The sequence below is a fragment of the Frigoribacterium sp. PhB116 genome, from assembly GCF_004364285.1.
GTDB lineage: Bacteria > Actinomycetota > Actinomycetes > Actinomycetales > Microbacteriaceae > Frigoribacterium.
In genome coordinates this window covers 153,370-176,717 of the sequence record NZ_SOBE01000004.1, presented here as the reverse complement: position 1 = coordinate 176,717, position 23,348 = coordinate 153,370, and the positions used below count along the sequence as shown (strand labels likewise).

Here is a 23,348-nt window from a genome sequence, read left to right as displayed (position 1 = left end):
CGCGCCGCGTCGCCGCTCAGATCGGCTTCTCGACCATCCCCCACGGCGAGTCGTGCCCCTCGGGCGACGCGAGCAAGTCGAGGAACGGCCCGGCCGGGAAGGCCTCCGGCCCGAGGATCCCGACGCCCGACCAGACGCCCGTGGCGAGCAGCTCGAGGGCGATGACCGGACCGAGCGCCGTCTGCCACACGACGGCCTGCGAGCCGTACTCGCGCATCGAGGTCTCGTTGTCGGCCACGTGGTAGAGGTACGTCGACCGCGGCCTGCCGTCCTTGCCCGTGCCCCGCACCCAGACGCCCGCACACGTCTTGCCCGACATCACGTCGCCGAGCGTCGCCGGGTCGGGCAGCACGGCCGCGACCACGTCGCGCGGCGAGACCTGAACCCCCTTGACGTCGACCGGGGCCGTCCTGTCGAGCCCGAGCTTGTTCAGCGTCCTCAGCACGTCGATGAACTCCTGCCCGAGCCCGTACTTGAAGGTGACGCGCTTCGCGCTCGTCCAGCGGGGCATCAGCAGCACCTCCTCGTGCTCGACGTTGACGCACTCGACCGGGCCGATCCCCTCGGGGAAGTCGAAGACCTCGGGCTCGCTGAACGGGGCCGTGGTGTACCAGCCTCGCCCCTCCTCCCAGACGACCGGGGGGTTCAGGCACTCCTCGATGGTGGTCCAGATCGAGAAGGAGGGAGCGAAGTCGTAGCCCCTGACCACCAGGTCGGCGCCGTCGCGCACGCCGAGCTCGTCGATCTCGCTGAACAGCTCGTCCTCCGCCCATCGCGCGAACACGTCTGACATGCCGGGCTCGACGCCCATGCCGACCAGGGCGAGTCGTCCTGCGTCCCGCCACCGCGCCTCCTGCGCGAACTGCTCGTCGCCGAGCTTGACGCCGGTCAGCGCGTGCGGCTCGTCGGGGTGCGGCCTCGACAGGCTCATCGCCATGTCGAGGTAGACCGCGCCGCCCGCGAAGGCGCCCTCGAAGATCGGCATCACGAAGCGCGGGTCGACGGCGTTCAGCACGTGCGTGATCGCGTGCTCGCGGATCAGGGCCGTGACCGAGTCGGCGCTCGACGCGTCGACCGAGGCGCCGAGGAGGCGCGGGTCGGCCAGCGAGTCCACCAGCGCCTGCGGGCGGGCCGGGTCGTGGTCCGCGACGACCAGCAGCTCGAAGAAGGCGCGCCGCACGGCGATGCGGACGGCGGCCGAGCCGACGCCTCCGGCGCCGACGATCAGGATGCGGGCCGATGCCGCGGCGACGTCGCCGGGTGCGGGGGTGGTGGGTGCCGTCGTCATGCCAGTCCTCCGTCGATGGATCGCGTGTAGATCTCGGGCTCGTCGGGCACGAGCACCTCCGTGTCGCGGTTCAGGCTCTCGCCGCGGAAGAACGGGCGGGACTCGGCGAACGCGGACCAGACGACCATCAGCACGGCGCCGAGCAGCAGCGAGCCGATGCCGATCACGAAGGTGCCGCCGATGCCGAGCAGCACCGTGTAGCCGTAGTCGGGCGCGAGCATGTCGACCACCGACTGCACGAAGGCGTACGTGAGCATCAGCGCGCCGAGCAGCGGCAGCAGCCCCTTGAACAGGAACGCCTGCCACGACGACGTCAGCTCGCGCCGGAAGTACCAGACGCACGCGTAGCCGGTCAGCCCGTAGTAGAAGGCGATGGCGAGGCCCAGCGAGAGGATCGAGTCCTGCAGCACGTTCGCGCTCACGAGCGTCATGACGACGTAGAAGACGATCGCGACGACGCCCATCACGAAGGTCGAGAACGACGGGGTGCGGAACCTCGGGTGCACCCGGCCGAACCGGGCGGGCAGGGCGCCGTAGACGGCCATCGCGAGGGTGCCGCGGGCCGTCGGCAGGATGGTCGTCTGCGTCGACGAGACGGCCGAGACGAGCACCGAGATGACGAGCACGACCGAGAGCGGACCGAGCACCGGGTCCTTGAGCGCGAAGAAGACGTCGTCGGCGTTCGCCTCGTTCGCGAGGCCGATGCCCGTGCTGCCGAGGCCCGCGAACGACATCGCGACGACGGTGACGCCGACGTAGGTGACGAGCAGGATCGCCGTCGACAGCACGGCGGCGCGGCCGGGGGTGCGCTGCGGGTCCTTGGTCTCCTCGGTGAGGGCGAGGCAGGCGTCCCAGCCCCAGTAGATGAAGAGGGCGAGCAGCACGGCCTCGACGAAGCCCGACCAGTCGGTGAACGCGGTCGGGTCGAACCATCTCCACTCGACCGGGGTCGCGTTCGGGGCGTCGCCCGAGGCGATCTTGTACAGGGCGACCGCGACGAACAGGGCGAGGGCGATGTACTGGACGCCCAGCAGCACGTTCTGCACGCGCTCGCCGAGCTCGAGGCCGCGGTAGCTGATCCAGGTCATCAGGGCGATGAACACGACGCCGGTCGCGGTGACCAGCGGCACGTTCTCGGCGAGCGAGCCGTCGCCGACCATCAGCCAGGTGTACTGCCCGGCGATCTGCGAGAGGTTCGCCAGCACGACGATGCCGGCGATGGCGACGCCCCAGCCGCCCATCCAGCCGACGCGGGGGCCGAAGGCCTTCGTCACCCACGTGAAGGTCGTGCCGCAGTCGGGCACGGCCCGGTTCAGCTCGCGGTAGGCGAAGGCGATGAACAGCATCGGGATGAACGCCACGATGAACGCGATCGGCGCCTGCGCCCCGACGGCGGCGACCACGAAGCCGAGCGTCGCGACCAGGGAGTAGACGGGCGCCGTGCTCGCGAGGCCGATGACGGTCGAGCCCCAGAGGCCGAGGGTGCCGGCCGCGAGGCCCTTGCCGGCGGACGGGGTGCCTGGGGCAGAGGTGGCGGGGGCCGGGGTGTCGGGGGCCGGGGTGTCGGGGGCCGGTGCACCGGGGGCTGCCGGGCGCGAGGAGGAGGTCGGCACGCGGCCGGGAGAAGCGTCGGGACCGCTCATGGCCAGAACGTAGTCCCGCGGCCCGGGCGTGTCAACGAGCCTGTGTCACTACCGCCCGGGCTGCCGCCCGTGCCCATGAACCGGATTCCGAACCATGAACCGCGCTTTGTCGCGGTTCATGGTTCGGATCGCGGTTCTTCGCGTGCGCCGAGGGGAGATCAGCGAGCTGTGCGCAGCCCGGCGACGAGCCACGCGACCGCCACGAGGAGCAGGGTGACGATCGTGAGCACCTGCCCGCCATACGCGAACGCCGTGATGGAGGAGGCGCCGAGCGCGAACCCGACCGGGGTGGAGAACACGACGGTGCGGACGAGGGCCACCACCGTCCACGGCAGGAGGACCCAGCCCGCGACGCCCCGGACGCTGCCGGAGCGCGCTGCCAGCACGGCTCCCACGAGGGCCGCGACGACGGACACGACCGTGAGGAGGAGGACGACGAGCGGCCCCGGACCCGCAGCGAGGACGGCCGGGATGAGCGCGAGGACGGCGACGAGCACCTGGGTGACGGCAGCGATGCGCAGCGCGACGCGTCCGGCGGGCGAGGTCGCGCAGATGCCCCCTCGGCCGCTGACCAGCCAGAGCCCCGCGGACGTGGCGAGGGTCGCGATCAGGGCGAAGACCGGCAGGACCGCGTACAGCGAGGTCGTCGAGAGAGCGGCAAGGCCCATCAGGAAGCGCGCGGCCGTGACCAGGGCGCCCAGCCCGACGAGTGCGCCCGCGACGACGAGCGCCCTCCGGTCTATGCCCGTGGACGCCGAGGCTGCGGCCGGAGGGTGGACGTGGGCCGAGGGAGGAGTCACGGGATCGCTCATGCCCCGACGCTACCGACAGACCGTCCCGTGCGGCACGGCTACTGCGCGACCCCGACGAGGAGGTGCCCGTCCGGTCTGGCCGGACGGGCACCTCCTGCGGTCGCTGAGCGGGCTCAGCGGCTCAGCTGCTGAGCGGACTCAGCTGCGGCGCGACCTCCTCCGCAGGGTGAGGAACCCGCCGGCGACCATCAGCAGCAGCGCGGCCAGCAGGACCGGCGCGGTGTCGCTGCCCGTGAAGGCCAGCGGGCCACTGCCCGCGGTGCCGCTGTAGTAGCCGCCCGAGCCCGAGCCGCCGTTGCCGCCGGCGCCGGGCGTGCCCGCGCCGGGCGTGCCCGTGCCGGGCGTCCCGGCACCGGGTCCGCCGGCAGCCGGCAGGTCGACGGCGAACTGGACCGGAGCCGAGGCTGCCGAGGCGACCCCGTCGGGCCCGGTCTGCGTGGCCGTCAGCGTGTACTCGCCCTCGGGCAGCCCGCCCAGCGGCGAGCAGGCCCAGGTGCCGTCGGCCGCGACGACCGTGGTGCAGAGCACCCGGGCGAGGATCCGCACGGTGACCGTGTAGCCCGGCGTCCCCGTGCCCGTGACGACCGGGTTCGGCGTCGTGACGACCTGGCCCTGCACGGGCGAGGTGACGACGGGCGGCGCGCCCGCCTCGGCGTAGACGAAGGGCAGCGGGGCGCTCGTGCCTGCGGCGTTCGTCACGGTGACGGTCGTGCTGCCCGCCGTGCCGGCCGGGGTCGTGAACGTCAGCGTCGTGCCGTCGGCCGAGATGCTGTCCGGCGTGATCGGGGCGGAGCCGCCGACCGAGACGGTCGAGCCCGGCGTGAACCCGGTGCCCGTCACGGTGACGACGGTGCCGCCGCCGAGGGGACCCGTGGGAGGCGTCAGCGACGTCAGCTGGGGAGCCAGCGCGGCCGCGGCCTGGTACGAGTACGTCAGCGGGGCGCTCGTGCCCGTGGCGTTCGTGACGGTCACCTGCACCAGCCCGGCGACGTGCGCCGGAGTGGTGAACGTCAGCGACGTGCCGTCGGCGCTGATCGTGGCGGGCGTGATCGCTGCCCCGCCGTCGACCGAGACCGTGGACCCGGCCGCGAAGCCGGTGCCCGTGATCGTCACCGTCTGGCCGCCGCCGACCGGACCGGAGCTCGGCGTGAGCGAGGCCAGCACCGGCGCCCCGGCGGGAGCCGCGACGTAGGTGAAGGTCAGCGGCGCGCTGGTGCCGCCGGCGGTGGTCACCGTGACCGGCACCGGTCCGGCCGTGTCGGCCGGGGTGGTGAAGGTCAGCTGCGTGCCGTCGAGCGAGACGAACGAGGGCGTCAGGGCGGCGCCTCCGTCGATCGAGACCGTCGTCGCGCCGACCACGAAGCCCGAGCCGGTGATCGTCACGACGGTGCCTCCGCCGACCGGGCCCGACGCGGGCGCCAGGCTCAGCAGCAGGGGCGCGGTGGACGCCGGGGCCAGGTAGGTGAAGGGCAGCGGGGCGGAGGTGCCCGCCTCGTTCGTCACCGTGACCTGCACGGGGCCCGCGGCGTGCGCCGGGGTCGTGAAGGTCAGCGACGTGCCGGCACCGTTGATCACGGGGGTGATCGGCGCGGAGCCGTCCACGGAGACCGTCGACCCGGGGGTGAAGCCGGTGCCGGTGACGGTCACCGTGGTGCCGCCTCCTGCAGGACCGCTGGTCGGCGACAGCGTCGCGAGCACGGGCGCGCCGACCGGGGCCGCCTGGTAGGTGAACGGCAGGGTGCCGCTCGTGCCTGCCGGGGTCGTCACCGAGACGTCGGCCTGTCCCACGGCGCCGGCCGGCGTCGTGAAGACCAGCGAGGTGCCGTCGGTCGAGACCGAGAGGGGCACGATGCCCGTCGTGGTGCCGACCGTGACCGTCGAGTCGCCCGTGAAGCCGGTGCCGACGATCGTGACGTCGGTGCCGCCTCCCGCAGGGCCCTCGGCGGGCGTCAGGCTCGTCAGCGTCGGTGCGACGACGGGCGCCGCCTGGTACGTGAACGTCAGGGGCGCGCTGGTGCCCGTCGCGTTCGTGACCGTCACGGGCACGTCTCCGGCGGTGCCGCCGGGGGTCGTGAACGTGAGCTGCGTGCCGTCGGGCGAGAGGGTGCCCACGATGCCCGTCGCGTCGCCGATCGTGATCGTCGACCCGGGGGTGAAGCCGGTGCCCGTGAGCGTCACCGAGGTGCCGCCCGCGGCCGGTCCGGCGTCGGGCGCGATGGCCGTCAGCACGGGCGAGCCGACAGGAGGCGCCAGGTACGTGAACGTGAGCGGCGCGCTCGTGCCCGCCAGGTTGGTCACGGTCACCGGAGCGTCGCCCGCGGCGCCCGGAGGCGTCGTGAAGGTGAGCGTCGTGCCGCCGACCCCGATCGCGTCGGGGACGATGCCGGTGGTGCCGCCGACCGAGACCGTCGATCCGGGCAGGAAGCCCGAGCCGGTGATCGTGACCGGGGTGCCGCCGCCGGCCGGGCCGGTCTCGGGCGTCAGCGACGTCAGGACAGGTGCTCCCGCCGGGGCCGCCTCGTAGGTGAACGTCAGCGGCGCGGAGGTGCCGCCGTCGGTCGTCACCGTGACCGGCACGTCGCCGGCAGCGCCGGGCGGGGTCGTGAAGGTCAGCTCGGTGCCGTCGTCGGAGACGTCGTCCGGCACGATGCCGGCCGTGCCGCCGATCGAGACGGTGGCGCCGGGCGTGAAGCCGGTGCCGGTGATCGTCACCGGGGTGCCGCCGCCGACCGGGCCCGAGTCCGGCGTCAGCGTCGTCAGCACGGGTGCGGTGACGGGCGCGGCGACGTAGGTGAAGCCGAGCGGCGCGCTGGTGCCCGCGTCGTTCGTCACCGTGACCGTCACGGGACCGGCGACGTTCGCCGGGGTCGTGAAGGTCAGCGACGTGCCGTCGTCGGCGATGTCGTCGGGCACGATGCCCGCGGACGCACCGATCGACACGGTCGACCCGGCCGCGAAGCCGGTGCCGGTGATCGTCACCGGGGTGCCGCCTCCGACCGGTCCCTCCACGGGGTCGATCGTCGCGAGCACGGGGGCGCCGGCGGGGGCCGCCACGTAGGTGAAGCCGAGCGGCGCGCTGGTGCCCGCGTCGTTCGTCACCGTGACCGTCACCGGCCCCTCGGCGTTGGCCGGGGTCGTGAAGGTCAACGAGGTGCCGTCGGCGGCGATGTCGTCGGGCACGAGGCCCGTCGTGTCGCCGATCGTGACGGTGGAGCCGGCCGTGAAGCCGGTGCCGGTGATCGTCACCGGCGTGCCGCCGCCGACCGGGCCCTGGTCAGGGTCGATCGTCGTGAGCACGGGGGCGTCGGCCGGGGCCGGCAGGTACGTGAACGGCAGCGCGGCGCTCGTGCCGGCGGCGTTCGTGACGGTGATGCTCACGGGGCCCGCGGCGTTCGCCGGGGTCGTGAAGACCAGCTCGGTGCCGTCCGTCGAGATCGAGTCGGGCACGAGGCCGACCGTGTCGCCGATCGAGACCGTCGAGCCGGGCGTGAAGGCCGAGCCGGCGACGGTGACGACCGTGCCGCCTCCGACCGGTCCCTCGGCCGGGGTGGCCGAGATGAGCACCGGCGCGTCGGCCGGGGCAGGCAGGTAGGTGAAGCCGAGCGGCGCGCTCGTCCCCGCCAGGTTCGTCACCGTGACGGTCACGGGCCCCGCGGCGTTCGCCGGGGTCGTGAAGGTCAGGGTCGTGCCGGTCAGGTCGATCGAGTCGGGCACGAGGCCCGTCGTGTCGCCGATGCTGACCGTCGAACCGGGCAGGAAGCCCGAGCCGGTGAGCGTCACGACGGTGCGGCCGGCGACCGGCCCCTCGACAGGGTCGATCGTCGCGAGCACCGGAGCACCCGCAGGAGGCGCGGTGTACGTGAACGGCAGCGGTGCGGACGTGCCCCCCTCGGTCGTCACCGTGACGGTGACCTCGCCCGCGGCGTTGGCCGGGGTCGTGAAGGTCAGCTCCGTGCCGTCGTCGGAGACGGCGTCGGGCACGAGGCCCGTCGTGTCGCCGATGGTCACGGTCGAGCCGGGGGTGAAGCCGGTGCCGGTCACGGTGACGGGCGTGCCGCCCCCGGCCGGTCCCTGGGCAGGGTCGATCGTCGCGAGCACGGGCGCCGTCGGAGGTGCGGGCAGGTAGGTGAACTCGAGCGGGGCGGAGGTGCCGCCCGCGTTCGTCACCGTGACGGGCACGGTGCCGGCGACGTGCGCCGGGGCCGTGTACGTGAGCGAGGTGCCGTCGGCAGCGATCACCGTGGGCGTGATCGGTGCCGAGCCGTCGACCGAGACCGTCGAGCCGACCTCGAAGCCGGTGCCGGTGATCGTGACGGCGGTGCCGCCTCCTGCCGGCCCCTCGTCGGGGTCGATCGTGGCGAGCACGGGAGCGGCGAGGGGGGCGGGCTCGTAGGTGAAGTCGAGCGGGGCGGAGGTGCCGCCGTCGTTCGTCACCGTGACGGGCACCGTGCCGGCGACGTGCGCCGGCGAGGTGTACGTCAGCGACGTGCCGTCGGTCGCGATCGTGTCGGGCGTGATCGGGGCGGAGCCGTCGACCGAGACCGTCGAGCCGGCGGTGAAGCCGGTGCCGGTGATCGTGACGGGGGTGCCGCCTCCTGCCGGACCGACCTCGGGCTCGATGTCGATCAGCACCGGCGCGGTGGCCGGGGCGGGCGTGTAGGTGAAGTCCAGGGGCGAGGACGTGCCGCCGGCGTTCGTCACCGTGACGGCGATGGTGCCCTCGACGTGCGCGGGCGTCGTGAACGTCAACGACGTGCCGTCGTCGGCGAGCGCGTCGGGCGTGATCGGGGCCGAGCCGTCGACCGAGACCGTGGAGCCGGCGGTGAAGCCGGTGCCGGTGATGGTGACGGAGGTGCCGCCTCCCACCGGGCCCTCGTCAGGCGTGATCGTGTCCAGGACGGGAGCGGCGAGCGGAGGCGCGAGGTACGTGAACGTCTGGGGCGCCGAGGTGCCCGTGCCGTTCGTGACCGTCACCGGCACCGGGCCGGGGGCGTGCGCGGGCGTCGTGAACGTCAGCGAGGTGCCGTCCGTCGCGATCGTGTCGGGCGTGATCGGCTCGGACCCGTCGACGGAGACCGTCGAGCCGGCGGAGAAGCCGGTGCCGGTGATCGTGACGGGGGTGCCGCCTCCTGCCAGGCCCTCGTCCGGCGTGATGCCGGCCAGGACGGGCGCGCCCGCGGGCGCGGGCAGGTAGGTGAACGTCTGCGGGGCGCTGGTGCCCCCGCGCGTCGTCACCGTGACGGGCACGTCGCCGAGGGCGTGCGCCGGCGTCGTGAACGTCAGCGAGGTGCCGTCCGCGGCGATGCTGTCGGGCGTGATCGGCGCGGAGCCGTCGACCGAGACGGTCGAGTCGGCGAGGAACCCGGAACCGGCGACGGTCACCGTGGTGCCGCCTCCGACGGGGCCCTGCGCGGGGGTGAGGCCCGTGATCGCGGGCACCGGGATGTAGGTGAAGGTCTGCGGGCCGGAGGTGCCGACCGCGGTGGTGACGGTGACGGGCACCGGTCCTGCCGCGTGGGCGGGCGTGGCGAAGGTGAGCGAGGTGCCGTCGTCCGAGACCGCCGTGGGCGTGATCGGCGCGCCGCCGTCGACGCTCACGCGCGAGTCCGCGGTGAAGGCCGAGCCGGTGAGCGTGACGGCGGTGCCGCCCGCGACCGGGCCCTCGACGGGCGTGATGCCGGTGAGCGTCGGGGCCGCGAGCGGGCCGGCGTTCGGGCCGACCGAGGCGGAGGCGAGCTCCACTGCGGTGCCTGCCTGGAGGACGCCGAGCAGGCCGACGCGGAGGGCGCTCTGCGTGAAGGTGCCGCCGGCGGTCGTCTTGTTGTTCGCCCGCAGCGACACGACGCCGGTGAGGGCGCTCGCGAGCGGGGTGACCACGGTGCCGCCGAGGCCCGAGATGACGGTGTTCACCGGCGCCACGACGGTGCCGATCACCGTGTTGAGGACCGGCGAGAGCACGGCGAGCGAGACGGGCACCCGCGCGCCGAGCACGTTGACGGTCGCCGTGACGCCGTTGAGGCCGCTGGTGATCTGCGTCACCAGGGACTGCAGCGCGACCGTGACGGCCGGGAGCAGCTGCGTCGTGAGCGCGGTCGTGATGTAGGGCGTCAGTTCGGTGCCGGCCGGCAGCGTGTTGATGTTCACGCCCTGCGTCGCGAGGACGGTCGGGACGTCGATCGTGATCGCGCCCGTCTGCAGGTTCGCGGTGATCGACCCGTCGGCGCTCGTCACGGTCGTGAGCGAGTTGCCGAGGGTGGTCAGGTTCGGCAGGCCCGTGACCTGGACGGTCGGCCCGAGGAGGCCGGTCAGGGTGCCGGGGATCGCGTCGACGGTGGGCTGCAGGCCCGTGAGGGTCGAGCGGAGGCCGTTGATCGTCGTCGCGAGGACCGGGCTGGTGAGGCTGAGGTCGAGGTCGGCGATCTGGTACGCGCCGGTCTGGGCCCCGTTCGGCCCGGCGGTCTGAGCCGCGGTGGCCGAGAGCGCGCCCGTCGTGACGCGGAGGTTGGCGAGGGCCTGCGTGTTCACCAGACGGCTGAGGTTGAAGCTGGCGTTCGCCTGCGGCACCCCGGCCTGGCCGCCGACGCCGATCGCGCCTCCGTTGGTCACGGCACCGGAGGCGGCGGTCGAGCTGCCGTTCGCGTTCGCCTGCGCGTACTGGTTGACGGCGCCGACGGTGAGGAGGCCGTTCGGGCCGAGCAGCTGGATGCCGCTGCCGAGGTCGGCGCGGGCCGCGTTCAGCACCGTCACGTCGAGGGGCGTCGACTGCGTCACCGGGGCCGGCTGGCCCGTGTTCGTCGCCGCGGCGGGCTGCAGCAGCAGAACGTTCGCGAGGTCGAGCCCGAGGGCGGTGCCGTCGAGGAACCTGCCCTCCGCGATCGAGGCCGCCGGTGCGGCCGTGGCCGGGGCCGCGGCGAGCACGCTGCCGCCGATGCCGAGCAGGGCGGCCGTGAGCACGGCCACGCCCTGCTTCGCCCTGGAGTGGTGACGGTGCGCGGTCGGTCGCCCTTTTTCGGCGCGCGCGAGTGCTTCAGTCCTCATGGACTCGCTCCTGATCCTCATGGCAGCGGTGGTTGGCGCCTGCGCCGTCGGTTGGTGAGACCGAGGCAGCAGACTCGCTACCCGCCCGACGATAGGGCACGTCGGCGAGGATCGCTCGACCTATTTCGCCGCATGTCCCCCGATCCGACCTGGCGACCCCCGGAATGGGGGTCCGCGAAAGGGCGCGCGGGCGGCTCGGGTGACCGGCCGTGGGCGCTGCGCGACGGGCCTCCCCGGTCACCGCCGTAGCGTGGTCCCGTGCACCCCCTCGACGACCTGCGGCACGCGACGGTCACCGTCGTGGGGGCAGGCCAGGCCGGGCTGTCCGCGGCGCACCACCTGCGCCTCCGGGGGTTCGTCGCGGCCGAGGGCAGTGCAGTCTCCGGCTCCGGCTCCGGCTCCCGCTCTGGCTCTGGCTCTGGCCCTGGCCCTGGCCCTGGCTCTGCGGACACTGCGCCGACGTTCGTCGTCGTCGACGCCGGCGAGGCACCGGGAGGCGCGTGGCAGCACCGCTGGGAGTCGCTGCGGATGGCCACCGTCAACGGCATCTTCGACCTGCCGGGCATGGCGCTGCCGCCCGTCGACGAGTCCGAGCCGAGCCGGGTCGCCGTGCCGCGCTACTTCACCGCCTACGAGGAGGCGGAGCAGCTGCGGGTGCACCGTCCCGTGCAGGTGACGAGGGTCGACGCCGTCGACGACGACCCCGCGGGCCTGCTGCGGGTCGAGAGCGACGCCGGGACGTGGACGACGTCCGCGCTGGTGAACGCGACGGGCACCTGGGACGAGCCGGTGCTGCCGGACGTGCCCGGCGCCTCCTCGTTCACAGGTCGTCAGCTGCACACACGCGAGTACGTCTCGGCGGCCGAGTTCGCGGGGAGGCGCGTCGCCGTCGTCGGCGGCGGCATCTCGGCGGTGCAGCTGCTCGACGAGATCAGCCGGGTCGCGACGACGCTCTGGTACACGCGGCGTGAGCCGGTGTTCCTCGACCACGACTTCACCTCGGGGTCGGACGGCGTCGACGTCGAGCGCCGGGTCGCCGAGGACGCTGCGGCCGGCCGCCTCCCGGGCAGCATCGTGTCGTACACCGGGCTGATCTGGACCGGCTACGCCCGCGAGGCCGCGCGGCGCGGCGTGCTCGAGAGGCGTCCGATGTTCACCGCGATGGGGCCGCGGCACGTGGTCGAGGCCGACGGCTCGACGACGAGCGTCGACGCCGTGCTGTGGGCGACGGGGTTCCGGCCGAGCGTCGGGCACCTCGACGGGCTCGACCTGCGCGGGCCGCTCGGCGGCGTCCCGCTCGTCGGCACCCGGGCCGCCCGCGACCGGCGGGTGCACCTGATCGGCTTCGGGCCCTCGCAGTCGACCGTGGGCGCGAACCGCGCCGGCCGCGCCGCGGTCCGCGAGCTCGCGCGCGACCTGCTCGGCCGCGACGGCTGACGCCGCCCGCCGCCCGCCGCCCGCCGCGCCCGCCGCGCCCGCCGCGCGCGAAGGCGGTCGGGACGACCTCCTCCTGAGGTCCGTCGGGAGAGGGAGGACTCGACGCGAGCACCTGCCTAGCCTGGAGCGATGGACGAGGAGCGACCCGAGACAGAGGCCGGCGCGAAGGCCGCGGCGGAGGAGAAGAAGCGCAGCGACAACATCGGGATCGGGGTGGTGTTCGGCCTGCTCGGCCTCACGCTGTTCCTCGCGCTCGACACGCCGTGGGCGGGACTGCCGATGCTCGTCGTCGGCATCGTGTTCGTCGCTCAGGGACTCAGGGGCGGCAGGCGACGCCCCACGAACGACTGACGAAGCACGAGCGACTCGAGGCCTGAGACGCGAGACCTGAGCGACGCGGGGCCTGAGCGACGCGAGGCCAGGACCCCGGGCCGCGACGGGGGTCAGCCCTGCCGCAACCGGAACCGCTCGGGCGCGGGAGTCCCCGTCGCGACGCCCGCGAGCAGCGCGCCGAAGACGGCGCCGAACTTGAAGCCGTGCCCCGAGAAGCCCGTCGCGACGGTGACGGAGCCGATGCGGTCGAGCACCGGGTCCTCCGTCGGCGTCGTGTCGTAGAGGCAGCTGATCGGCGCGAGCGTGTCGACGTCGACGCCGGGCACCCACGCGGCGACGTAGTCGCGCAGCACGGCCTGCCCCTCCGCGCCGGGCGAGGTCAGACGGGCGTCAGGGTGCACCTCGCGGCCGGTGCCGTGGGTCCCTACCTTGACGCCTTCGCCCGGGGTGAGCAGCCCGTAGATCGTGCTGACCCGGGCCCGCAGCGCCGGGTCGGTCGGGTGGTGGACGAAGCTCGGCCAGGCGTCGTCGGGCAGCTCCGTCGCGAAGTGGGCGGGCTCCTCCTGCGTGACCCTGACCTCGGGCAGCGATGCTCCCGCGCGCCTCACGAGGTCCGCGGCCAGGTAGCGCGCCCAGGAGCCGACCGCGAGCACGACGCTGGTCGAGACGACCGTCGAGGAGGCGCCTCCTGCGCCCTCGAGTCGGAGCACGACGTCGTCCCCCATCGTCTCGATCGCGGCCACGGCGGTGTCGAAGCGGAGCTCGGCGCCCGCGGCTGAGGCGCTGTCGAGCAGCGCCTCGACGGCGTCGGCCGAGCGGACCCGGCCCGCCTGCGGGTGGAACAACACGCTCGTGTCGAAGCGGAGCCCCGGCCAGCGTGCGCCGGCCTCGTCGGGCGTGAGCCGCTCGTGGACGACGCCGCCGCGCTCGAGCGCCGCCTGGATCTCGTCGAGCGCGACCGGGTCGCCGTGGTCGAGCGCCCCCGTGAAGTCGAGCAGGGTGCGACCCGTCTCGGCCTCGAGCGCCTGCCAGGCGGTGATCGCGTCGCCCGTCAGCGCGACCCAGTCGTCGGCGGTGTAGCCGCGACGGAAGATCCGGCTCGCGCCGTGCGACGACCCGTGGTCGTGGCCCCGGCCGAACTGCTCGACGAGCAGGACGCTCGCGCCGCCGCCGTCGCCTGCCCGTGCCAGCGCCCGCGCGGTCGCCGCCCCCATCACGCCCCCGCCGACGACGACGTGGTCGAAGCGCTCGGGGGCAGGTGCGGCCGGCTCGGCGAGTCTGGCAGCCTCGGCATGCTCGGCGGAGTCGGCTTCGGAGGCTGCGGCGGCGGGCTCAGTGCCGTCAGTCGTGGTCACGGGGCTCCTCGTGGTCGGATGGGCGAGATCGACGATGCCGGGCTCGGCACGTGCGGCGACCGGGTCGCGGTCGAACAGGACGTGCGTCACGATCACGGCTGCCGCGCTGAGCCCGCCCGTCCAGAGGGCGACCGACAGGTCCGACGGGACCGCCGCCTCCGGGTCCCGGAAGAGCTGCAGCTGTGCCGAGCAGACGACGAACGCGCTGAAGGCCAGGACGCCGGCGGGCAGCGCCGCCCTCAGGCCCGACCCGGGCAGGCCGTTCCGGAACGCCGCGTCGAGCAGCCACAGGATGCCGAACGCGGGCACCCCGGCCACCGCCGCACCACCGAGCGGACCCGTCAGGAGGGAGACGAGCACCGGCACGACGAGCGCCCACGGAGTCGCGACCGCGACGGCGGCGCCGACGACCAGCGCGTGGACCGCCGCCATGGCGACCGGCTTCGTGCTCCCCACGGCGACCTCCCCTGCCGACCCCCAGCGTAGCGACGCGCTCCAGGCCCGCGGCCCGCGCTCCGGCCGAGCTACACCCCTGATCCAGCGCTACACCCCTGGAACAGAGGGTGCAGCGCTGGTCCGGGGGTGTAGCTCGCGAGGCGACCCCCCGCGCACCCGCACCGGCACGACGAGCGGCGCCCCGGTCGACGGGTCGGGCACGATCGTGACCGGGTGCCCGTACACCTGCGACACCCGCTCGGCCGTGAGCACCTCGGTCGGGGTGCCCGCCGCGACGACGCGGCCCCGCTCGAGCAGCACGAGACGGTCGGCCCAGGCCGCCGCGAGGCTGAGGTCGTGCAGCACCACGACGACGGAGGCGCCCGCCGAGGCGAGGTCGCGGAGGGTGCCGAGCAGCTGCTCCTGGTGGCCGAGGTCGAGGGCGGCGGTGGGCTCGTCGAGCAGCAGCACCGGCGTCCGCTGCGCCAGCAGCCGGGCGAACGAGGCCCGGGCGCGCTCGCCGCCCGAGAGCGACGGGAACCGGCGGTCGCTCAGCGCCGTCGTGTCCGTCGCGGCGAGCGCCTCGTCGACGACGGCGTCGTCGCGGTCCGCCTCCGGGCTGCGCGACCACGGGGCACGGCCGAGCGCGACGACCTCCGCGACCGTGAACGGGAACGCGACGTGCGCCTCCTGCGTCATGACCCCGCGACGACGTGCCCGCTCACCGGAGTTGAAGGAGCCGAGGAGGCGCTCGTCCAGCTCCACGGTGCCGCGAGCGGCCGCGACGTCGCCGGCCACACAGCCGAGCAGGGTCGACTTGCCCGCGCCGTTCGGGCCGAGCAGGGCCACGACCTCGCCGGGACGGACGTCGAGGTCGACGCCGTCGAGGATCGTCGTGCCCTCGAGCTCGACCCCGAGGCCGCGGACGCGGAGGGCGGCGGCGGGGATCTCGCGCTCGCCCTCCGCACCACGGACGGTCGCACCACGGCCGGTCGCGCCTCGACGGCCGGTCGCACCACGGCCGGTCGCGGTACGGCCGGTCGTGCCTCCGCCGGTCGCGCCTCCGCCGATCGCGCCTCCATCCGTCGCGCCTCCGCCGGTCGCACCTCCGCGGCTCATGCCCAGCCCCCAGCCCGACGCCGCGTGCGCCGCAGCAGCCAGAAGAAGAACGGCCCGCCGACCAGCGAGGTGAGCAGCCCGAGCGGCAGGTCGGCGTTCGGCACGACGACGCGCGCGGCGGTGTCGGCGACGAGCACGAGCAGCGCTCCGGCGACCGTGCTCGTGGCGAGCAGCCCGCCGTGCGACGGGCCGACGACCATCCGCAGCAGGTGCGGCACCACGAGCCCGACGAACGCGATGATGCCCGTGAACGCCACGCCGGCCCCGACGAGCAGGGCGACGAGCACGATGGCGACGATCCGGAGACGCTCGACGTCGACGCCCAGGTGCGACGCGCTCCGCTCGCCGAGGGCCAGCAGGTCGAGCTCGCGAACGAGCAGGGCGGCACCGCCGACACCCACCACGACGATCGGGAGGGCGACCGCGACGTCGGTCCAGAGCGCCCCGTTGATGCTGCCCATCTGCCAGAAGACGATCTGCTCCCGCGCCTGCGTGTCGGCGAGGAACGTCAGCAGCGCGATGCCCGCCCCCGCGACCGCGTTGACGGCGATGCCGGTGAGCACGAGCGTGACGACCTCGGTCTTCCCTCCCGAGCGCGAGAGGCCGTAGACGAGCAGCGTCGTCACGAGACCGCAGGCGAAGGCCGCCGTCGGCGTCACCCAGAGACCGGCCGACACCCAGCCGAGCACGACCGTCGAGGAGGCGCCGAGCGCGGCCCCGGAGCTGACCCCGATCACCGCGGGCTCGGCCAGCGGGTTGGCGAAGACGGCCTGCATCAGCGTGCCGGCGGCGGCGAGCGCGGCGCCCACCACGAGAGCGAGGGCCACCCGCGGCAGCCGGATGCCGGTGACCACCTGGTCGACGAAGCGGGCGTCGGGGTCGCTGGGGGCGCCTCCTGCGCCCCAGGCCCTCAGCACCGCGCCGACGACGTCGCGCGGCGCGACCGGGTACTGGCCGATGCCCGCCGAGAGCACGGCCACGACGAGCACGAGCGCGAGCAGCACGACGAGGGTGAGGGCGACCAGGCGGCGGTGCCGGGTGCGGTGGCCGGTGCGGTGGGCCGTGCGCGGGTCGGCGCGGGGGTCTGCGCGCGGGTCTGCGTGGTGGTCGATGCGGAGGGACACGCGGTAAGGATAGCCTTACCTACATGCTGCCCCTCGACTTCCCGTGCTCGCCGCTGTCGCCGGCCCCCACCTCGGCGCCCACGGCGCCCCGCAGCTCGAGGCACGCTGGGCGGAGGCGGGCGGGCGTCGCGACCGCACTCGCCCTCGGCATCGCCCTCGTCACGACCGGCTGCACGTCGGGCGACGCAGCGAGCGGTGACGGGATCACCGGCGTCGGCACCGGCACCGGCACAGCAGCCACCCCGCTCGACGAGCTCGACGTGCCCGCCGACCTGCGCACGCTCGAGGGCCCGTCGACCGCGGTGCTCGCCTCGGACGAGGTCGTGCCGCTCGTCGACCCCGGCACCGCGAGCCTCCCCGCCCAGGTGACGTCTCGCGACCTGACCGGCGACACGCCCCAGGTCGTCACCGACACGTCGCGACTGCTCGCCCTCGACATCTCGGGCGCGCTCGCGGCCACGGTCACGGGACTGGGGCTCGGCGACCTGCTCGTCGGACGCGACGTCTCGACGACCTTCGACAGCGCCGCCGACCTGCCCGTCGTCACGAAGGAGGGCCACTCGATCAACGCCGAGGCCGTGCTGGCGCTCGAGCCGACACTGGTGATCACCGACGGCAGCATCGGGCCGACGGACGTCGTGCAGCAGCTCCGCCAGTCGGGGGTGACCGTCGTCTACGTCGAGAACGAGCCGTCGCCGGCCGGGGCGGGCGACCTGGCACGCTCGGTCGGGGCCGCCCTCGGGGTGCCCGCGGCCGGCGAGGCGCTGGCCGACGAAGTGGACGCCCGCACGAAGGAGGTGCAGGCCCAGATCGCCGGGCTCGCCCCCGCCGCCGAGGCGGACCGGCTGCGCATCGCGTTCCTCTACCTGCGCGGCAGTGCGGGCATCTACTACCTGCTCGGCGAGGGGACGGGCGCCGACGCGCTGGTCGACGGGCTCGGCGGGGTCGACGTCGCGGCCGAGATCGGGTGGGTCGGCGCCAGGCCGATGACCGACGAGGCGCTCGTCGCGGCCGACCCCGACGTGTTCCTCGTGATGACGGGCGGACTCGAGAGCGCCGGCGGCGTCGACGGGCTGCTCGCGGCGAAGCCCGCCGTCGCGCTGACGGCGGCCGGCGAGCACCGGCGGTTCGTCGACATGGCCGACGGGCAGGTGCTCAGCTTCGGCCCCCGCACGCCGGAGGTGCTCGCGGCGCTGGCCCGCGCGGTCTACGCGCCCGGCCAGTGAGCCGCGCCCGGGCAGTCGGACGGGACCGAACGTCACGGTCCGGTAACGACGGAGGGCAATAGTTAGGTAAGCCTTGCCTTAATGAGGCTCACCTAAATACGGTGCAGGAGTCCCCGGCGGTCGAGTCCGACCTGCCCCTCCGACATCTCTGGAGCCCCTCTGTGACACCACTCCCGCGCGCCTCGGCGCGCCGCCACCTGTCCCTCCTCGTCGCCGCGTCGCTCGTGGCCGGCGCCGGCCTCGCCGGCCTCGCGGCCCCGGTCGAGCCCGCGGCCGCAGCACCGGTCGACGCGACCGCCGGCTCCCTCAGCTGGGGGATCGACGCCGACTACCGGATGGCCTTCGCGAACTACCGCACGGCCACGGCCCCCGCCTCGTTCGTCGACGACCTCGCGACCTTCCCGCTCTCGGGCGGCACGTGGGACGACGCGTCCCAGCAGGGCGAGCTCGCCTTCTCGGGCACCGCGCGCATCGGCTACGTGCTCGGCAGCGACGCCCAGGTCGGCACGGCCCAGGGCAACTACGTGCACCTCGGCTCCCCCACGGTCTCGATCTCCGGGGGCGTCGCCACGATCTCCGGCACCACCGCCGGCTCGTCGCACGACCTGAACCCGGCCCTGCCGACGGCGGCGAAGGCGACGCGCACGTTCGCGACGGTCGATCTCTCGGCCGTCCAGGCCGTCAGCACGCCGACCTCGGTTACCTGGACCGCCGCCCCCGCCGCGATCACCGCCCAGGGCGCCCAGGTGCTCGCGCTGCTCGAGGGCTCCGACGCCTCGCAGACGCCGCAGGTGCGTGCGACCGGCTCGTCGCTCGACCCCGTCACGATCACGGTCGACCGCACGCTCGCCGCCGAGCCGGAGCCCGAGCCCACCCCCGAGCCCGAGCCGACCCCCGACCCCGAGCCGACGCCTGACCCGACCGCGGACCCCGACCCCGTCACGACGCTCGACACGACCACGAAGGTCGCGGCGACGACCCCGGCCCCGGTCGTCGCGCCTGCCCCCTCGACCTTCACCGCGACGGTCGCCTCCGACGGCACGTCGACGCCCACCGGCGCCGTCGCCTTCAGCGCGACCCCGGCCGGTTCCACGACACCGGTCGACCTCGGCACCGCGCCCCTCGTCGACGGCGTCGCCACCCTGACGACGCCCCTCGCCCCCGGCGGCCACGCGATCTCGGCCGCCTACGCGGGCGGCACCTCCGGCAGCACCGCGTTCCGCGCCTCCTCGGCTCCGCTGATGGGCACCGGCCAGGGCGCGACCGCTGCGGCCAACTGGTCCGTCGTCGACGCGGCGCAGCCCACGGCCTGCACGCCGGGCAGCACGGCCGTCGCCACCTCCGACGATGTCACCGCCCGCTGGGGCTGGTCGGCCTACAGCTCCGGCTGGACCAAAACCGCAGGAGGCGGCATCTCGCTCGCCGAGGACGGCCAGACCTTCGCGCTCACCGGCGGCACCGCCACGGGCGACGCGGACTGCGTCGTCGTCGAGTTCACCGGCACGATGAGGGTCGCGGCCTACGCGAGCTTCTTCCCGCCCGCCGGCCAGTGGGTCGAGCTCGTCGACCCGTCGCTCGCGATCGCGTCCGACGGCACCGGCACCTGGAGCGCCGGCGTCCGCACCGGCGTCGGCACGGAGAGCGCCTCCGCACCGACCGAGACCGTCGTCGCGGCCGTGGCAGGGGCCTCGTTCCCCGACCTCGCCGCCGACGGAGAGCTCACCGCTCCCCTGGCCTATGAGGGTACGACCGCGCAGGGCACCTGGAGCCGCGACTTCGACGACGCCTGGTCGAACGCCTTCGTGCTGCAGGTCCCGAGCGCCGTGCGCGCCTTCTACTACACGTCCGGCACCACGGCCGCGAACGCGACCAAGCCGCCGTCGCCCGTCTCGCTCGCCTGGGGCGCCGCACCCGTGACGACGCCCGAGCCCGGGACGCCCGACCCCGAGGTCCTCGGCCCCGGCACCGAGCCCGAGGCCGGGCAGGGCAACCTCGCCTGGGGCTTCAAGGACTCCTGGCGCGGCTACCTCGCGAACATCGCGGCCGGCACGACGGCGGTCTCCGGAGGCGCCACCGTCGCCCCCGACGGACGCTTCGTCTTCGACCAGGTCGACGGCGGCGACTTCGACCCCGCCACGGGGCTCGGCACGATCCGCTACACGGGCGCCGTGCTCTTCACGAGCGCCTCGCACGGCTTCAGCATCGGCTTCGCCGACCCCTGGGTGACGACGACCGCCGACGGCGGCTCGGTGCTCACCGCCCGCACCTCGACGAGCGACACGGCCGGCCTCGGCTCGACCGAGCGGATCGAGCTCGTCCGCCTGGCACAGAGCACGGCGGTCCCGAGCGCGGCGAACCAGAGCACCGCGACCGGCGCTCCCGCCGTGAGCCTGCTCGCCGCGCTCGACGCCGCCGCGGCGCCGACCGCCCGCTGGGACTCGGTCGCCGGCACCTTCAGCGACACCCTGTCGCCCGCGGGCTGGGCGCAATACCGCGGCCAGGCCGCCGACCCCGTCTCGTTCGGCTTCCGCACCGCGGTCGCCGAGCCCGGCGGCGACACGCCGATCGTCGCCCCGCTGCCCGGAGGAGGCGCGGGCACGGGCTCCGGGAACGGCGTCGTCCCGACCGGCACCGGCACGCCGACCGGCGCGGCCGCCGAGCAGGACCGCTGCGTCGCCCGCGCGGTCAGCGGCGCGACCCTCAGCTGGGGCGTCAAGGAGAGCTACCGCTCGTACATCACGGGACCGATCGCGAAGGGCGCGGTGTCCCTCGACGGCGTGACCACCGCCTCCGGCGGGGCCTATGCCTGGTCGGGCGGCTCGGGCTCGGTCAACACCGAGGCCGGCCGCGGCTCGGTGAGCTGGGACGGCGGAGTCCACTTCACCGGCCACGGAGGCTCGCTCGACATGACGATCTCCGCACCGCGCGTGCAGCTCGTCTCGGGCAGCCAGGCGACCCTCGTCGTCGACATGACGAGCAAGCCGCTCGCCGGCGGGGCCGCCGTCACGACGAGGGGCCTCGCCCTGGCGACCCTCGCCCTCGGCCAGGGCTCGCGCACGGCCACGGTCAGCGCCCTCGGCTGGTCGGGCGTGCCCGCCACCCTCACCGCGGCTGGCGCGGTCGCGTTCGGCGACTTCTACCAGGCGGGCGAGGCGCTCGACCCGGTGTCGTTCTCGCTGCCGCTCGGCGCGACCGTCGCGTGCGACGGCAGCACCGCCCCGGCCGGGTCCGCCCTCGCGTTCACGGGCGGGGACCAGGGCCTCGGCGGCCTGCTGCTCGGCTCGCTGCTGCTGCTCACCGGGCTCGGGGCGGTGGCCGTGCGCCGTCGTCGCACCGGTGCGCTCGGTGCGCTCGAGGTCGCCCGTGCCTGAGGCTCGTGCCACAGGCGCCGCTCGGGCAGCGGGCGCCGCTCGGCGCCGCACCGCCGCGGTGGTCGTCGGGGCTCTCGCCCTGGCGGCCGCCGCGGCGGTGCTGCCGGCCCCCTCGGGGGCCGTGGCCGGTGCCGCCGCCGCGACCGGCGCCTCCTCGTGCACCGTCTCGGGGGCGACCCTGAGCTGGGGCGTGAAGGAGTCGTTCCGCTCGTACATCAGCGGCTCGATCGCCAAGGGCGCCTGGACGCCCGAAGGAGGCGCGACCTACGCGACACCGTCGTTCGGCTGGGCCTCCGGGGCCGGCCAGCTCGGCGACGGCCCGGCGGGCGACGTCACGACCGGTGACGTCGCCTTCGTCGGCAGCGTCCGCTTCACCGGCCACCAGGGCGTGCTCGACACGACGATCGCCGACCCGGTGCTGCGCTTCACGTCGCCCACCTCGGCCCAGCTGCTGCTCGACGTGGCCGGAACGACGCAGGAGGGGGTGGCCGTCAGCTCGCCGGACGTCCCGTTCGCCGACGTCGACCTCACCGCCTCCCCCGTCGACCCCGCCACGGGAGCGCTCTCGTTCGCGGGGGCGCCGACGACGCTGACCGCCGAGGGAGCCGCCGCGTTCGGCAGCTACGAGCCGGGCACCGCGCTCGACCCGCTGACCGCGGACGTGCCAGTGGCCTGCACCGCGCCGGTCGACGCCGAGGAGGCGGCGGTCACCTCGGCCGACGAGGCCGACGCCACGCAGACGGCCACGTCCGCCCCCGCGGCGGCGGCGTCCGCGTCGGGGGACGCCAGCACCGATGCGGGCCCGACGCCCGCCGCCCTCGCCTGGTCCGCTGTCGCCGCGGCGGCGCTCCTCGGGGCGCTCGCGTGGCTCCTCGTGCGTCGTCGCCGGCTGGCCGCCAGCAGCTCCGCGGCCTCGGACGACGGCACCGGCGGCTCCAGCCCGGCCAGCTCCACCACCGCGCACGACGAGAAGGAGACACCGTGACCAGCACCGCCGTCACCACCGGGCCCGCGATCGACGCCACCACGACCGCACCGGCCCTCGAGCCCGACCTCGCCGTGCCCCCGTCGCCCGTCCCGTTCTCGGAGCTGCTGCGCACCCGCACACGCAGCGGGCACGGCACGAGCAGCCGGGCGGGCTTCATGTCCGACCTGATGCGCGGGACCTGCAGCCGGGACGACCTCGTCCGCCTCCTCGTCCAGTACTGGCACGTGTACGGAGCGCTCGAACAGGCGGCTGTCGGCGCGGCAGCGCACCCGGTCGCGGGCGCGTTCGTGACCGACCGGCTGACGCGGCTGCCGTCGCTCGAGGCCGACCTGGGGCACCTCGCCGGTCCCGCCTGGCGCGACCACCTCGACGCCGTGCCCGCCACGATCGAGTACGTCGGCCGCCTCCGGGGCGCTGCCTCGTCGTCGCCGACGGCCTTCGTCGCCCACCACTACACGCGCTACCTCGGCGACCTGTCGGGCGGGCAGCACATCGGCCGTGCCCTGCGGCAGCGCTACGGGCTGCCCGACGAGGCGACGTCGTTCTTCACCTTCGACGGCGTCCCCGACCCGACCGCCTTCAAGGACGAGTACCGCGCCCGGCTGGACTCCCTCCCCTGGGGCGAGGCCGACGAGGAGGCGGTGGTCACGGAGGTGCTGCACGCCTACGACCTGAACGCTCGCCTCCTGGACGAGCTCGACGCCGAGCGGGGGCTCGGGGCCGAGCGGGGGCTCGGGGCCGAGCGCGGGCTCGACGCCGGGCCGGCCTCGGGCGCCCCTGTGGGAGCCGTCTCGTGAGCCGCCCGGAGGACGCCGGCGCCCGGCGGCTGCCCTTCGGCGACGACGTCGTCGAGGCGGTGCTGGCGCACATGCGCGACGACCACGCCTCCGACGGGGTCGTGATCGTGCGGCGGCACGGGGCGCCGGGGGCGACGGCCGCGCTGATGCTCGGCTTCGACGCGCTCGAGACGACCTGGTCCGTCACGGACGCCGACGGCGTCGAGGGCGTGCTCACCGTGCCGTGGCCCGCGCCGATCACCGACCGCGCCTCGGTGCGGCGGCAGGTCGTCGAGCTGTTCGACGGCCGCTGACGGCGCCGGCGGCAAAGCCAGCCGGGTGTTCCGACGCGAAAGGGACGAAGCGACGCGCGGCCCCGCGTCGCTTCGTCCCTTTCGCGTCG

Annotated in this window: 14 protein-coding genes; 7 read left to right on the top strand and 7 right to left on the bottom strand. The window is 74.9% G+C overall.

Features of this window, described 5'->3' with window-relative positions; all coding sequences use genetic code 11:
- Nucleotides 1–16: 16 nt before the first annotated feature.
- The 4 genes from EDF20_RS13450 to EDF20_RS13435 all read right to left on the bottom strand — a co-directional run bounded on the left by EDF20_RS13450 (nucleotide 17) and on the right by EDF20_RS13435 (nucleotide 10,781).
- Nucleotides 17–1,288, bottom strand: coding sequence for a saccharopine dehydrogenase C-terminal domain-containing protein (locus tag EDF20_RS13450; protein ID WP_133739011.1), 1,272 nt, complete (start codon nucleotides 1,286–1,288; stop codon nucleotides 17–19).
- A complete protein-coding gene (locus tag EDF20_RS13445; RefSeq protein ID WP_133739010.1) occupies nucleotides 1,285–2,931 on the bottom strand; it encodes an APC family permease in 1,647 nt (548 codons plus the stop codon). Before EDF20_RS13445 ends, EDF20_RS13450 begins: the two co-directional genes overlap by 4 nt.
- 158 nt (nucleotides 2,932–3,089) lie before the next feature.
- Complete coding sequence (locus EDF20_RS13440; RefSeq protein ID WP_133739009.1) at nucleotides 3,090–3,743, bottom strand: hypothetical protein; 654 nt, start codon at nucleotides 3,741–3,743, stop codon at nucleotides 3,090–3,092.
- Nucleotides 3,744–3,881: 138 nt separating this feature from the next.
- Complete coding sequence (locus EDF20_RS13435) at nucleotides 3,882–10,781, bottom strand: IPT/TIG domain-containing protein (RefSeq protein WP_166644830.1); 6,900 nt, start codon at nucleotides 10,779–10,781, stop codon at nucleotides 3,882–3,884.
- A 258-nt stretch (nucleotides 10,782–11,039) separates the two neighbouring features.
- Here EDF20_RS13435 and EDF20_RS13430 point away from each other — a divergent pair, with 258 nt between their 5' ends.
- Both EDF20_RS13430 and EDF20_RS13425 read left to right on the top strand, forming a co-directional pair.
- A complete protein-coding gene (locus EDF20_RS13430; protein WP_208292656.1) occupies nucleotides 11,040–12,218 on the top strand; it encodes an NAD(P)-binding domain-containing protein in 1,179 nt (392 codons plus the stop codon).
- 129 nt (nucleotides 12,219–12,347) lie between these two features.
- On the top strand, nucleotides 12,348–12,569 hold the full coding sequence (locus tag EDF20_RS13425) for a hypothetical protein (protein WP_133739007.1): 222 nt from the start codon (nucleotides 12,348–12,350) through the stop codon (nucleotides 12,567–12,569).
- Between the two features lie 92 nt (nucleotides 12,570–12,661).
- On the opposite strand, the gene EDF20_RS13420 is transcribed toward EDF20_RS13425, so the two are convergent.
- The 3 genes from EDF20_RS13420 to EDF20_RS13410 form a co-directional block, all read right to left on the bottom strand.
- A complete protein-coding gene (locus EDF20_RS13420) occupies nucleotides 12,662–14,362 on the bottom strand; it encodes an FAD-dependent oxidoreductase (protein ID WP_243833494.1) in 1,701 nt (566 codons plus the stop codon).
- Nucleotides 14,363–14,449: 87 nt separating this feature from the next.
- Complete coding sequence (locus tag EDF20_RS13415) at nucleotides 14,450–15,460, bottom strand: heme ABC transporter ATP-binding protein (protein WP_133739006.1); 1,011 nt, start codon at nucleotides 15,458–15,460, stop codon at nucleotides 14,450–14,452.
- On the bottom strand, nucleotides 15,457–16,584 hold the full coding sequence (locus EDF20_RS13410) for an iron ABC transporter permease (protein WP_347876501.1): 1,128 nt from the start codon (nucleotides 16,582–16,584) through the stop codon (nucleotides 15,457–15,459). Before EDF20_RS13410 ends, EDF20_RS13415 begins: the two co-directional genes overlap by 4 nt.
- A 23-nt stretch (nucleotides 16,585–16,607) precedes the next feature.
- Between EDF20_RS13410 and EDF20_RS13405 the strand changes: the two genes are divergently transcribed.
- The 5 genes from EDF20_RS13405 to EDF20_RS13385 all read left to right on the top strand — a co-directional run bounded on the left by EDF20_RS13405 (nucleotide 16,608) and on the right by EDF20_RS13385 (nucleotide 23,259).
- On the top strand, nucleotides 16,608–17,810 hold the full coding sequence (locus EDF20_RS13405) for an ABC transporter substrate-binding protein (RefSeq protein ID WP_133739005.1): 1,203 nt from the start codon (nucleotides 16,608–16,610) through the stop codon (nucleotides 17,808–17,810).
- Nucleotides 17,811–17,971: 161 nt separating this feature from the next.
- Nucleotides 17,972–21,181, top strand: a complete 3,210-nt coding sequence (locus tag EDF20_RS16155) for an HtaA domain-containing protein (RefSeq protein WP_133739004.1) — start codon at nucleotides 17,972–17,974, stop codon at nucleotides 21,179–21,181.
- A complete protein-coding gene (locus EDF20_RS13395; RefSeq protein ID WP_166644829.1) occupies nucleotides 21,174–22,166 on the top strand; it encodes an HtaA domain-containing protein in 993 nt (330 codons plus the stop codon). Before EDF20_RS16155 ends, EDF20_RS13395 begins: the two co-directional genes overlap by 8 nt.
- Complete coding sequence (locus tag EDF20_RS13390; protein WP_243833493.1) at nucleotides 22,163–22,966, top strand: biliverdin-producing heme oxygenase; 804 nt, start codon at nucleotides 22,163–22,165, stop codon at nucleotides 22,964–22,966. Before EDF20_RS13395 ends, EDF20_RS13390 begins: the two co-directional genes overlap by 4 nt.
- Complete coding sequence (locus tag EDF20_RS13385; RefSeq protein ID WP_208292655.1) at nucleotides 22,963–23,259, top strand: DUF2470 domain-containing protein; 297 nt, start codon at nucleotides 22,963–22,965, stop codon at nucleotides 23,257–23,259. The genes EDF20_RS13390 and EDF20_RS13385 overlap by 4 nt, the downstream gene beginning before the upstream one ends.
- Nucleotides 23,260–23,348: the final 89 nt, after the last annotated feature.